At 73.2% G+C, this 12,611-nt stretch carries 11 protein-coding genes; 3 read left to right on the top strand and 8 right to left on the bottom strand.

The genetic code is table 11. The annotated features are described in order from the left end of the window. Nucleotides 1–558 precede the first annotated feature (558 nt). The gene (trpS, locus tag ABD350_RS33735; protein WP_344352839.1) at nt 559–1,584 is read left to right on the top strand and encodes a tryptophan--tRNA ligase; all 1,026 of its coding nucleotides are present in this window, start codon (nt 559–561) and stop codon (nt 1,582–1,584) included. A 62-nt stretch (nt 1,585–1,646) separates the two neighbouring features. On the opposite strand, the gene proC is transcribed toward trpS, so the two are convergent. From proC to ABD350_RS33715, 4 genes are all read right to left on the bottom strand, one after another. Further along, complete coding sequence (gene proC, locus ABD350_RS33730; RefSeq protein WP_344352838.1) at nt 1,647–2,459, bottom strand: pyrroline-5-carboxylate reductase; 813 nt, start codon at nt 2,457–2,459, stop codon at nt 1,647–1,649. 67 nt (nt 2,460–2,526) lie between these two features. Next, nucleotides 2,527–3,324 (bottom strand): class I SAM-dependent methyltransferase, encoded by a 798-nt coding sequence (locus ABD350_RS33725; protein ID WP_344352837.1) that lies wholly within the window; start codon nt 3,322–3,324, stop codon nt 2,527–2,529. Nucleotides 3,325–3,483: 159 nt separating this feature from the next. Further along, the gene (locus ABD350_RS33720; RefSeq protein ID WP_344352836.1) at nt 3,484–4,008 is read right to left on the bottom strand and encodes an EamA/RhaT family transporter; all 525 of its coding nucleotides are present in this window, start codon (nt 4,006–4,008) and stop codon (nt 3,484–3,486) included. Between the two features lie 62 nt (nt 4,009–4,070). Beyond that, nucleotides 4,071–4,394, bottom strand: coding sequence for an SH3 domain-containing protein (locus tag ABD350_RS33715; RefSeq protein WP_344352835.1), 324 nt, complete (start codon nt 4,392–4,394; stop codon nt 4,071–4,073). Between the two features lie 159 nt (nt 4,395–4,553). On the opposite strand from ABD350_RS33715, the gene ABD350_RS33710 reads away from it, so the two are divergent. Continuing rightward, complete coding sequence (locus tag ABD350_RS33710; protein ID WP_344352833.1) at nt 4,554–6,731, top strand: serine/threonine-protein kinase; 2,178 nt, start codon at nt 4,554–4,556, stop codon at nt 6,729–6,731. Nucleotides 6,732–6,861: 130 nt separating this feature from the next. Here ABD350_RS33710 and ilvD read toward each other — a convergent pair whose 3' ends face one another. The 4 genes from ilvD to ABD350_RS33690 form a co-directional block, all read right to left on the bottom strand. After that, nucleotides 6,862–8,715 carry a dihydroxy-acid dehydratase gene (ilvD, locus tag ABD350_RS33705; RefSeq protein ID WP_344352832.1) on the bottom strand — a complete coding sequence of 618 codons (1,854 nt, stop codon included), beginning with the start codon at nt 8,713–8,715 and terminating at the stop codon, nt 6,862–6,864. Between the two features lie 118 nt (nt 8,716–8,833). Further along, entirely contained in the window at nt 8,834–9,523 is a 690-nt protein-coding gene (locus ABD350_RS33700) for a TetR/AcrR family transcriptional regulator (RefSeq protein ID WP_344352831.1), read from the bottom strand. Continuing rightward, complete coding sequence (locus ABD350_RS33695) at nt 9,520–10,335, bottom strand: sugar phosphate isomerase/epimerase family protein (protein ID WP_344352830.1); 816 nt, start codon at nt 10,333–10,335, stop codon at nt 9,520–9,522. Before ABD350_RS33695 ends, ABD350_RS33700 begins: the two co-directional genes overlap by 4 nt. Nucleotides 10,336–10,442: 107 nt before the next feature. Continuing rightward, nucleotides 10,443–11,375, bottom strand: coding sequence for a Ppx/GppA family phosphatase (locus tag ABD350_RS33690; protein WP_344352828.1), 933 nt, complete (start codon nt 11,373–11,375; stop codon nt 10,443–10,445). A gap of 71 nt (nt 11,376–11,446) precedes the next feature. Here ABD350_RS33690 and ABD350_RS33685 point away from each other — a divergent pair, with 71 nt between their 5' ends. Beyond that, the gene (locus tag ABD350_RS33685; RefSeq protein WP_382466955.1) at nt 11,447–12,397 is read left to right on the top strand and encodes a DUF3109 family protein; all 951 of its coding nucleotides are present in this window, start codon (nt 11,447–11,449) and stop codon (nt 12,395–12,397) included. The last annotated feature ends 214 nt before the right edge of the window (nt 12,398–12,611 follow it).

The following is a 12,611-nucleotide window of genomic DNA, read 5'->3' as shown; positions in this document are numbered from 1 at the left end:
ATCCGATTTCCTCGGTGCTTTCCAGGTTCCCGCTCTCGCGTTTCCCTTTCCGGCGGTTCCGACTCTATCAGATCCTTTCGGCGTCCGATCCCCGTCGGCGGGGTTTGTCTTCGCGGCTGTTGGGCCGTTCCGACGAGTGAGACTTTAGCGGATTCCCGGCTCCCGAGCTAATCGGGGCCTGCGTCCTTTCGAACGCGGATTCCTCATTTCGCAAATACGCACGCCAATGCAGTCGGCGCCGGAGCGTCGATGAGTGGGTGGTGCTTGCGGAATGGCTGTCCGGGGACCGACCGGAGTCGGCGCTCACGTCGGACAACTCGGAGAACACTACGGAGCGGCCGGGGGCGTGTCAACTCACTGCCGGGGGGCACTCCCGAGGCGTAGTGTGGACGACGTGATGACGCGTACGTGCACCCAGCTCTGGTGGGCCGCCTGACGGCGGCCGTACTCACGTATGCACTCAACGGCCGCCGCTTCGGCGGCCGTTCTCGTCTCTCCCTCCGGGTCCGAGGGGGCCGGCCGCAGGGGCGGCGGTCCCGACCAGAAGGTGGAGTGGACATGACCCGGGTTTTCAGCGGGATCCAGCCGACCGGGCATCTGACCCTGGGCAACTACCTGGGGGCCATGCGGCGCTGGGCCGAGGTGGACCAGCACCGGGCCGACTCGCTGTTCTGCGTGGTGGACCTGCACGCGCTGACCGTGGAGCACGATCCGGCGCGGTTGCGCAGGCTCAGCCGGCAGACGGCGACGCTGCTGCTGGCGGCCGGGCTAGACCCCGAGGCGTGCACCCTGTTCCTGCAGAGCCATGTCGACGAGCACACGCGGCTGTCGTATCTGCTGGAGTGCGTGGCGACCGACGGCGAGATGCGGCGGATGATCCAGTACAAGGAGAAGGCCGCCAGGCAGCGGGAGCGCGGGGGGAGTCTGCGGCTGTCGCTGCTGACGTATCCGGTGCTGATGGCCGCGGACATCCTGGCGTACGGCGCGGACGAGGTGCCGGTCGGCGAGGACCAGACGCAGCACGTGGAGCTGGCCCGGGATGTGGCGGTGCGGTTCAACCAGCGCTACGGGCACACGTTCGTGGTGCCGCGGACGACGCTGCCACCGGTGGCCGCGCGGGTGATGAACCTCCAGGACCCGACGCGGAAGATGGGGAAGTCGGACGAGTCGGGGACCGGGGTCGTCTATCTGCTGGACGAACCGGACGTGGTGCGCAGGAAGGTGCTGCGGGCCGTGACGGACAGCGGGCGGGAGGTCGTCTACGACCGGGTGGAGCGGCCGGGCCTCGCGAATCTGCTGGACGTCCTCGCCGCGTGCACGGGTGGGGATCCCGAGTCGCTGGCGGGCGGGTACGACTCGTACGGCTCTTTGAAGAAGGACACCGCGGAGGCCGTGGTGGAGGTGCTGCGGCCGGTGCGGGAACGGCACCGGGAGCTGTGCGCCGATCCGGCGTATGTGGAGGGGGTGCTGCGCGAGGGCGCGGAGAAGGCGCGGGCGCTGGCCCGGCCGACGGTCGATACGGCCTACCGGGCGATCGGGCTGCTGCCGCCCGTGGCCGAGCCCTCGCCGAGCGCCGCTCGTTAGCCGTCGTCGGGCGGGTTCCGGGCCCCGGGCGGCGGGGGCCGCCGCCCGGGGGCCGGGGCCGGTCAGTCCTTCTTGCCGGAGGCGAGTTCGCGGCTGCGGTCGCGGGCTGCTTCGAGGGCGGCGATGAGGGCGGCTCGTACGCCGTGGTTCTCCAGCTCGCGGATGGCGTTGATCGTGGTGCCGGCCGGGGAGGTGACGTTCTCCCGGAGCTTGACGGGGTGCTCGCCGCTGTCGCGGAGCATCACGGCGGCACCGATCGCGGACTGGACGATCAGGTCGTGGGCCTTGTCGCGGGGCAGGCCGAGCAGGATGCCGGCGTCGGTCATGGCTTCGACCAGGTAGAAGAAGTAGGCCGGGCCGGAGCCGGACAGCGCGGTGCAGGCGTCCTGCTGGCTCTCGGGGACGCGCAGGGTCTTGCCGACACCGCCGAAGATCTCCTCGGCGTGCGCGAGGTGCCGCTCGGTGGCGTGGCTGCCGGCGGAGATGACCGACATGGCCTCGTCCACGAGGGCGGGGGTGTTGGTCATGACCCGGACGACGGGGGTGCCGGGGGCCAGGCGCTCCTCGAAGAAGGAGGTGGGGATGCCGGCGGCCCCGCTGATGACCAGGCGGTCGGCGGGCAGGTGCGGGGCGAGTTCGTCCAGGAGGGCGCCCATGTCCTGCGGCTTGACCGTGAGGATCAGGGTGTCGGCGGTCTTGGCGGCCTCGGTGTTGGTGACCGGGTTGACGCCGTGGCGGGCACGGAGTTCCTCGGCGCGTTCGGGGCGGCGGGCGGTGACCAGGAGGTCGGTGGGGGCCCAGCCGGCCCGGATCATTCCGCTGAGCAGGGCTTCGCCGATCTTGCCGGTGCCGAGGACTGCGACTTTCTGGCTCATGCCGATCAGTCTGGCACCGGGGGTGCGGTGTGCGGGCCGGTTGTCCGGTGGGCGGAACGGCGGCGGGTCAGGGGGTGCGGGCGACGATGAGGAGGACGTCGTAGGTCTCCTCGACCACGCCGTCGGGGAAGACCTCCAGGAGGTGGCCGCGCTCCTGTTCCAGGAAGGCGGCCGCCCGCTCCTCGGGGGCGATGAGGATGGCGGAGTGGGTGGCGATGTTGGCGAGGTGGGTGTCGACCGGGACGCGGCGGCTCCAGCGGACCGTGCGGCGGGTGAAGCGCAGGCGTCCGCTGGGGTCGGCCCGCTCGACGCGTTCGCCGGCCTTGCGCTGTTCGGCGGCGGCGTCGATGCCGAGGAAGCGGCCGGCCCGGCCGGTGGCTTCGGCGATCCAGTCGACGTCCAGGGCGTTGGTGTTCCACCACAGGGCCAGCGCGCCGCCCGGGCGCAGGACGCGGAGCGCCTCCGGCACCGAGCGCGCCGGGTCGGTCCAGTGCCAGGCCTGGGCGTAGGTGAGGAGGTCGGCGGTGGCGTCGGCGACGGGCAGGGCGTTGCCGTCGCCCCGGACCAGGGGGATGTGCGGCAGCCTGCGGCGGAACTCGGCGGCCATGCCCGCGCCGGGTTCGACGGCGAGGACGTCGGCGCCGCGGGCGTGCAGCAGGGCGCTGGCGGCACCGGTGCCGGCGCCGGCGTCCACGGTCTTGGCGCCGCGCAGGGAGCGGCCGGCCAGTTCCTCGACGGCGTCGAGGAGGGCGGGCGGATAGGAGGGGCGGTTCGCGGCGTACCGGGCGGCGACGGCATCGAAGGAACCGGCCCGTGCGGCGTGGCGGGCGTGCGGGTCGGCGGGCTGCGACGGGACGGCTGTCATGCGCTCAGTTCTACGGCATGACGGTGATCAAGGGGAGCCCTCGCGGGCCGGGGCGGGCGGACGGTCCCGTGCGTCCCGGCCGGCCGCCTGGCAGGGGGGCCGGCCGCGGCTCCGCCGGGGAGGACCCGTCGGCCGGGTGCCCTCGGGGCCCGGCCGCGCTCAGCGGCGGCGCTTCTTCCGGGACGGGTTGCCGGTGCGGCGGGTGGTGCGGCGGGCGTGGGCCTCGCGGGCCTTCTCGTACTCCTCGCGGTGCAGTTTCTCGCCCGGTGCCTCGATGAGGGAGCGGACGAAGTAGGCGAGGAGGGAGCCGACGAAGCCGATGGCGAGCATGCCGCGCAGGGAGGCCTGGCGCTGCGGGTCGTGCCGCTTGCCGAAGCCCTCCCAGGTGTTGCGGAAGGCGAAGGCGCTGCAGATCGCGAACATCACCACGACGAGGACGCTCACGAAGGGGCCGGTGTCGGCGATGCGGATGCCCTCGTAGGCGAGGCGGAGCACCAGGCAGGAGGCGGCCGCGGCGGCGAGGGAGCCGACGGCGACACCGGCGCGGCGGGCCGCGTAGCCGTTGTCGTGGTCGACCCAGGAGGTGCCGAAGAAGCGCAGGGGTTCGGGGCGGGGGCCGCCGTCGCGCTCCGTGTCGCCGGTGGAGCCCTCCGGGCGGTCCGGGGTGCCGGTTTCGTCGCTCACGGCACGATTATCGCCCCGGCCGTGGCCGGCCTTCCGGCCGGGGCTCGGCCTGGTGCGTGTCGTCAGCCGCAGCGGGGGGCGATGTAGCCGTCGCTGCCGGTGTGGAGGTAGGCGTCCGAGACGTACTCGCCGTTGTCGATGAGGTCCCAGATGTTGGTGGTGCCGTAGGGGCCGGAGACCGTGGTGCCGGGGGTCTGGCAGTAGACCGGCAGCCGGACGCCCACCGGCAGCACGCGGACCAGGTTGTACTGGGTGCCCGGGCCGCTGCGGACGTTCAGCCGGACCCCCGGGGCGACGGCGTAGGTGCGTACGGCCGCGGCCGCCTGCGTCGTCAGGCCGTCCCGGCCCTCGTCCACGCTTCCGGCCTCTTGTGTGTCGACAGACATGAAAGTGGTCCTCCCCCGTCGCTTTCGGACTCGGTGCGAGCCGGCGCGAAACGTGTGCGCGGCTCGGGCACAGACGCTAGCAAGCCGCCTTAGTCCCGTACGAGTCATCGACTAGGCTCCGTGCGTCGCGCGCGCGGACGAACAGCACGGGGGTGGTCCATGGCGCCACAGCGCAATGCCGGGGCGAACGCGGAAGCGGAACTTCCGGAATACGCCGGCCACTACCGGCTGGAGTCCTGTCTGGGCTCCGGCGGCATGGGGGTCGTCCACCTCGCCCGGAGCACCTCGGGGATGAAGCTCGCGGTGAAGGTCGTACACGCGGAGTTCGCCCGGGATCCCGAGTTCAGGGGCCGTTTCCGGCAGGAGGTGGCCGCCGCGCGCCGGGTCAGCGGTGCCTTCACCGCGCCCGTCGTCGACGCCGACCCGGAGGCCGAACGGCCCTGGATGGCCACCTTGTACATCCCCGGGCCGACCCTCTCGGAACATGTGAAGCGGAGCGGCCCCATGGCTCCGGAGCAGTTGCGCCGGCTGATGGCGGGGCTGGCCGAGGCGCTGCGCGACATCCACCGGGTCGGGGTGGTGCACCGGGATCTGAAGCCCGGCAACGTGCTGCTCGCCGAGGACGGGCCGAAGGTCATCGACTTCGGCATCTCCCGGCCCAAGGACAGCGAGCTGCGCACCGAGACGGGCAAGCTGATCGGCACCCCGCCGTTCATGGCGCCGGAGCAGTTCCGGCGGCCCCGCGAGGTCGGTCCGGCCGCCGATGTCTTCGCGCTGGGCTCGGTCATGGTGCACGCGGCGACCGGGCGCGGCCCGTTCGACTCCGACAGTCCCTACATCGTCGCCTACCAGGTCGTCCACGACGAGCCCGATCTGACCGGCGTACCGGTGGGGCTCGCGTCGCTGGTGCGGCGGTGCCTGGCCAAGGAGCCCGCGGACCGGCCCACGCCGGACGAGCTGATGCGGGAGCTGCGCTCGGTGGCGGCCTCGTACGACACCCAGGCGTTCATACCGGCGCAGCGGACGGGTGGGGACACCCCCGCACCGGTGTCCGGCCCGGCGGACACCGGGCGGCGCCGGACGTGGCGCCCGGGCCGCGGGCGGGCGGCGACGGCACGGCCCGAGCCGGAGCCGGTGCCCGCCGGTGCCGGGCGGCGCCCTCGGTGGCGGCCGGGCCGCGGGCGGACGGCGGCGCTGGCGGCGGGCGCGCTGGCCCTGGTGGGCGGGTTCGCCGCGGTGTGGGTGACGGGGGGAAACGATCAGTCTCCCCGGGGCGGGGACACACCGGCGCTGACGGCTGCTTCCGGGGGCTGGACGGCCCGGCCGGCGGTCGGCGGCGACGGGATGCCGCAGTGCTCGTACGGCGTCGGCAAGCTGTTCTGCGCGCGGCCGGGCGTCGTCTTCGCGCTCGACGCGGCCGACGGCCGGCTGCTGTGGCGGCAGCCGGTCGGCACCCGGGCCACGAGCGGTCCGCCGGTCGTCTCCGGCGGCCTGGTCCAGCCGTACACCGACGGCGGCTCCCGGCTCGCCGGGCTGGACCCGGCCACGGGCGAGGAGGTGTGGCGGCGCCGGCTGCCCGTGGGCACGACGGTCCGGTACGCCGGTGACACCGCCCTGCTCACCGGCGTGGACGGCACGGTCACCGGCGTCGACGGCGCGACCGGCCGTACCCGCTGGCACGGGGTCGTGCCCGGGCAGGACGCGCCGTCCTTCGCCGCGTTCCCCGGCGCCGCGCCGGCCTACGCGACCCGTACGTCCGCCGACGGCGGGCACACCCGGGTGACCGCCGTGGATCCGGCGAGCGGCCGGATGCGGTGGGACGTACGGCTGCGCGGCTGGCTCAAGCCGGTCGGCGCGCGGGCCGACGGGTCGGTGTACTTCCTGGCCATGGACAGCGGCTACGGCGCCCGGGAGGTCGTCCGCTACACCCCCGCGACGGGCGCGACCCGGCGGGTCGCGCTGCCCGCCGTGCTCGACGGCGCGCACGCCACCGTGCGCGGGGACGTCGTCTACGTGCTGGCCACCGGCGGTTCCCTGGACGCCGTGGACGTGGCGGCGGGCAGGCGGCTGTGGCATCTGGAGACGTCGGTGAGCCGGGGTTCGCTGCCGGTCGCGCGGGACGGGCGGGTGTACCTGAGCGCGGGCGACGGCCGGCTGCTCGCCGTGGACGCGGTGAAGGGGCGGCTGGTGGGGCAGACGCCCGCGCGGCTCGGCGCCGACTCGGCGCGGGTCATGAGCGCACCGCCCGCTCCGGTGCCGGTCGGCACCCGGGTCTGCGCGACCGCGCCCGACGGCACCGTCTTCACCGTGGACGGTCACGCGCCGGGGGCGTGGTGACACCGGTGTTGTCGACGCGGGTCGCGGGCCCGGGCGCCGTAGCCGGCGAAGGCGCCGCGGCCGACGGCACAGGGGGCCGTGGACGGCGAAGGGCCGCCTCTGCCGGGAGGCGGCCCTTGTCGGTGAGCGGTCAGCCGAGGCGGGACACGTCGCGCACCGCGCCCTTGTCGGCGCTCGTGGCCATCGCGGCGTAGGCGCGCAGGGCGGCGGAGACCTTGCGCTCGCGGTTCTTCGGGGCGTAGACGCCGTTCAGGGCCTGCTCGCGGCGGGCCAGCTCGGCGTCGTCGACCAGCAGCTCGATCGTGCGGTTCGGGATGTCGATGCGGATGCGGTCGCCGTCCCGGACCAGGGCGATGGTGCCGCCGGAGGCCGCCTCGGGGGAGGCGTGGCCGATGGACAGGCCCGAGGTGCCGCCGGAGAAGCGGCCATCGGTGACCAGGGCGCAGGTCTTGCCGAGGCCGCGGCCCTTCAGGTACGAGGTCGGGTACAGCATCTCCTGCATGCCGGGGCCGCCCTTGGGGCCCTCGTAGCGGATGACGACGACGTCGCCGTCCTTGACCTCCTGGGTGAGGATCCGCTGGACGGCCTCCTCCTGGGACTCGCAGACGACCGCCGGGCCCTCGAAGGTCCAGATCGACTCGTCCACGCCGGCCGTCTTCACCACGCAGCCGTCGACCGCGAGGTTGCCCCGCAGCACGGCCAGGCCGCCGTCCTTGGAGTACGCGTGCTCGACGGAGCGGATGCAGCCGTTCTCGGCGTCCTCGTCCAGGGTCTCCCAACGCTCGGACTGGGAGAAGGCCTCGGCGGAGCGGACGCAGCCGGGCGCCGCGTGCCACAGCTCGACCGCCTCGGGCGAGGGCGAGCCGCCGCGGACGTCCCAGGTCTTCAGCCAGTCGGCCAGGGACGGGCTGTGCACGGCGTGCACGTCCTCGTTGAGCAGGCCGGCCCGGTGCAGCTCGCCCATGAGGGCCGGGATGCCGCCGGCGCGGTGCACGTCCTCCATGTAGTACGTGCGGTCCTTGGCGACGTTCGGGGCGACCTTCGCCAGGCAGGGGACGCGGCGGGAGACGGCGTCGATCTCGTTCAGGCCGAACGGGACGTCCGCCTCCTGGGCGGCGGCCAGCAGGTGCAGGATCGTGTTGGTGGAGCCGCCCATCGCGATGTCCAGGGCCATGGCGTTCTCGAAGGCCTGGAAGGTGGCGATGTTGCGGGGCAGGACGGTGTCGTCGTCCTGCTCGTAGTAGCGGCGGGTGAGGTCCATGACCGTGCGGGCCGCGTTCTCGTACAGGGCGCGGCGGGCGGTGTGGGTGGCGAGGACCGAGCCGTTGCCGGGCAGGGACAGGCCGATGGCCTCGGTCAGGCAGTTCATCGAGTTGGCGGTGAACATGCCGGAACAGCTGCCGCAGGTCGGGCAGGCGTTCTCCTCGATGCGGAGGATGTCCTCGTCGGAGATCTTGTCGTTGACGGCGTCGGAGATCGCGTCGACCAGGTCGAGCGTGCGGACCGTGCCGTCGACCAGGGTGGCGCGGCCGGACTCCATGGGGCCGCCGGAGACGAACACGGTCGGGATGTTCAGGCGCAGGGCCGCCATCAGCATGCCCGGCGTGATCTTGTCGCAGTTGGAGATGCAGACCAGGGCGTCGGCGCAGTGCGCCTCGACCATGTACTCGACCGAGTCCGCGATCAGGTCGCGGGAGGGCAGGGAGTACAGCATGCCGCCGTGCCCCATGGCGATGCCGTCGTCGACCGCGATCGTGTTGAACTCGCGCGGGATGCCGCCGGCCTCCTTGATCGCCTCGCTGACGATCCGGCCGACCGGCTGGAGGTGGGTGTGGCCGGGCACGAACTCGGTGAAGGAGTTCGCGACGGCGATGATCGGCTTCCGGCCGATGTCCGCACCGGGTACACCGGAGGCACGCATAAGGGCGCGGGCGCCCGCCATGTTGCGACCGTGGGTGACTGTGCGGGACCTCAGCTCGGGCATCGTCGCTCGCTCCTTCAGACGGGTGTGCCTGCTGTCGAGCGTACGCCGGTCATCCAGCTGGCGGGACAAGGTGTCCGCATCGCGGGACGCCTGTTTCACCGCGCCGCCTGATCACGCCTCACGGGGCGGTCAGATGTGCCTGTACGACGGGGGCGACGCGGGCGATGACCTGCTCCAGGTCCGCCGACGCCAGCGGCTCCAGCCTGATCACGTACCGCAGCATGGCACAGCCCACCAGCTGGGCGGCGGCCAGTTCGGCGCGCAGCTCCGCGTCCGGCAGCTCCAGCCGGGCGGCGATACGGCGCATCAGCTGGGCGGCGACCAGGCGGCGGAAGACGGCGGCGGCCGTGTCGTTGTCGACGGCCGAGCGCACGATCGCCAGCAGCGGGGCCCGGGTGGCGGGGTCCTCCCAGATGCCGAACACGAACCGGGTCAGCCGCTCGCCGACCCCGTCCGCCGGGCCCTCGGCGACCGCGTCCGGCGCGTCCAGCGCGGGCGCGAAGGCGACCTCGATCGCCGCCTCGAAGACCTGCTCCTTGGTGCCGAAGTAGTGGTGCACCAGCGCGGAGTCCACCCCGGCGGCCTTGGCGATGCCGCGTACGGACGTCTTCTCGTACCCGCGCGCGGAGAACTCCTCGCGGGCGGCGGCGAGGATACGGTCCCGGGTGCCGGCGGACTCGGTGCGCGGGGGGCGGCCCCGGCGCCGGGCGGGGGAACCGGGGGCGGCGCCGTCCGTCGCCGGCGGACGCGGCGGGGTCACCGCCGGGGTACCGGGCGGGGGCGTCGCCGGGGGGCGGGGCGAAGTCATCGCCGGGGCACCCGCACGGTCGTCGCGCCCAGGTGGGCGCGGGTGAAGGCCAGGGCCTCGGCGAGATCGGCCTCGCGCTCGGCGCCGGACATCGCGCGCCGGGTGTTGACCTCGATCACCACATGGCCGTCGAAGCCGGTGCGCACCAGGCGTTCCAGCAGCTCGGCGCAGGGCTGGGTGCCGCGGCCGGGCACCAGGTGCTCGTCCTTGGCCGAGCCCCGGCCGTCGGCGAGGTGGACGTGCCCGAGCCGGTCGCCCATGCGGTCGGCCATGTCCAGGGCGTCGGTGCGGGCCGTCGCCGTGTGGCTGAGGTCGATCGTGAAGTGCCGGTAGTCGTCGTTGGTGACGTCCCAGTCGGGGGCGTAGGCGAGCATCTCGCGGTCGCGGTAGCGCCAGGGGTACATGTTCTCGACGGCGAACCGCACGTCGGTCTCGTCCGCCATCCGCCGGATGCCCTCGACGAAGCCCCGGGCGTACTGCCGCTGCCAGCGGAACGGCGGGTGGACGACGACGGTGGAGGCACCGAGCTTCTCCGCCGCCGCCCGGGCCCGGACGAGCTTCGTCCAGGGGTCGGTGGTCCACACCCGCTGGGTGATCAGCAGGCAGGGGGCGTGGACGGCCAGGATCGGGACGCCGTGGTAGTCCGACAGGCGGCGCAGCGCCTCGATGTCCTGGCTCACCGGGTCGGTCCACACCATGACCTCGACACCGTCGTAACCGAGGCGCGCGGCGATCTCGAAGGCCGTCGCCGTGGACTCCGGATAGACGGAGGCGGTCGAGAGCGCGATGCGCACGTCCGTTGGTTCAGCCACGCTCGTCACCTTACGGCGTGGAGCGGGGCGGGTGCCGGGTGCCCATTCGCCGTTGTGAGGTTTGCCATTCGGGCGGGGGGAGCGCGGTCGCCCTGCGGGCCTGGAGGCTATGCCGTGACCATGTGGTCGAGGCGCCGCAGGATCACGCCCTCCCTCAGTGCCCAGGGGCAGATCTCCAGCTTCTCCACGTCGAAGAGGTCCATCGCGCCCTCGGCCACCAGGGCGCCCGCGAGCAGCTGGCCGGCCCTGCCCTCCGACACCCCGGGGAGTCCGGCGCGCTGGCCGGCGGTCATGCCGGCGAGTTTGGGGACCCAGGCCTCCAGGGACTGGCGTTTGAGTTCCCGCTGGACGTAGAGGCCGTCGGCGCTGCGGGCGGCGCCGGCGATACGGGCGAGCTGCTTGAAGGTCTTGGAGGTGGCCACCACGTGGTCGGGGGCGCCGAAGCGGGTGAACTCGCCGACCGTGCGGGCGATCTCGGTGCGGACGTGGCGGCGCAGGGCGCGGACGTCCTCCGGGTCGGGCGGGTCGCCGGGCAGCCAGCCGGCGGTGAGGCGGCCGGCGCCGAGCGGCAGGGAGACCGCCGCGTCCGGCTCCTCGTCCATGCCGTAGGCGATCTCCAGGGAGCCGCCGCCGATGTCCAGGACCAGCAGTTTTCCGGCGGACCAGCCGAACCAGCGGCGTACGGCGAGGAAGGTGAGCCGGGCCTCCTCCGCGCCGCTGAGGACCTGGAGCCGTACGCCGGTCTTGTCGGCCACGCGCCCCAGGACGTCGTCGGCGTTGCCGGCCTCGCGGACGGCGGAGGTCGCGAACGGCAGCAGGTCCTCGACGCCCTTGTCCTCGGCGGCCCGCAACGCGTCCTGTATGACGTCGATCAGCTTGTCTATGCCGTCTTCGCCGATGGCGCCGCTGTCGTCGAGGAGTTGGGCGAGCCGGAGTTCGACCTTGTGGGAGTACGCGGGCAGCGGGCGCGCGCCGGGGTGGGCGTCCACCACCAGCAAATGCACCGTGTTCGAACCCACATCCAGGACACCGAGTCTCATGTACGGAACGCTACTGCCAGAACCTCCGTCCTCGGTGTCCCCGGTGGTCCCCGGCCACTTACCCTGGACGGGTGCCAAAGACGAAAAAGGCGAAGCCCGACAAGGTCGACAAGGTCGACAAGATCGCCAAGGCCGACAAGGCGGGCAAGGTGCGCAAGTCCGTCAAAACCCCCAAGGAGGCGAGGGTGAGCGACGAAAAGGGACTCGACTTCGCCCGCGCCTGGGTGGAGTTCCCGGACCCGGCGGACGACGAGCAGGTCTTCCGGTGCGATCTGACCTGGCTGACCTCTCGCTGGAACTGCATCTTCGGCAGCGGCTGCCAGGGCATCCAGGCGGGACGCGCCGACGACGGGTGCTGCTCGTTGGGGGCGCACTTCTCCGACGAGGACGACGAGAAGCGGGTCGCCGAGCACGTGGCGCGGCTCACCCCGGAGATCTGGCAGCACCACGACGAGGGCACACGCGGCGGCTGGATCTCCGAGGACGAGGAGGGTTCCCGGCAGACACGGCCGTTCCAGGGCTCGTGCATCTTCCAGAACCGGCCCGGATTCGCGGGCGGCGCCGGCTGCTCGCTGCACATCCTGGCCCTCAAGGAGGGCCGGGAGCCGCTGGAGACCAAGCCGGACGTGTGCTGGCAGCTGCCGATCCGGCGGACCTACGACTGGATCGACCGCCCGGACGACACGCGCGTGCTCCAGGTGTCCATCGGCGAGTACGACCGCCGGGGCTGGGGCCCGGGCGGCCACGACCTGCACTGGTGGTGCACGTCGGCGACGTCGGCCCACGGGGCGGGCGAGCCGGTCTACGTCTCCTACCGCGCCGAACTGACGGAACTCATGGGCAAGGCCGGCTACGACCGCCTGGTCGAACTCTGCGAACAACGCCTGGCATCCCAGCTCCCCCTGGTAGCCCCCCACCCCGCGGACCCGGCACCCGCCGTTACGGAACCGGTGGTTGCTCCCGGGGACCCGGTGGCCGACCCCGCGAAGCCGACGACCGACCCTGCGGGTCCGGTGGGCTGACCTTGCCGGGTTCGGTGGGCTGATCCAGCGGAACAGGTGGCCGACCCTGCGGATCCGGTGGCCGACCTTGCGGGCTTGGTGGGCCGATCCCGCGGATCCGGTGGGCTGGCCAGGTGCCCAGAGCTAGCCCCGGCCCCCGGTCCCGGTTCCCGTCGGCTACGGCGTCAGCGGAGCCGTCCCTCCAGCCGGCCCTGATCCCGGCCGGTGGGGTGCC

The sequence above is a fragment of the Streptomyces nogalater genome, from assembly GCF_039532885.1.
Taxonomy (GTDB): Bacteria; Actinomycetota; Actinomycetes; order Streptomycetales; family Streptomycetaceae; genus Streptomyces; species Streptomyces nogalater.
The sequence above is the reverse complement of the archived record's forward strand: the minus strand, read 5'-3'. Positions and strand labels throughout refer to the sequence as shown.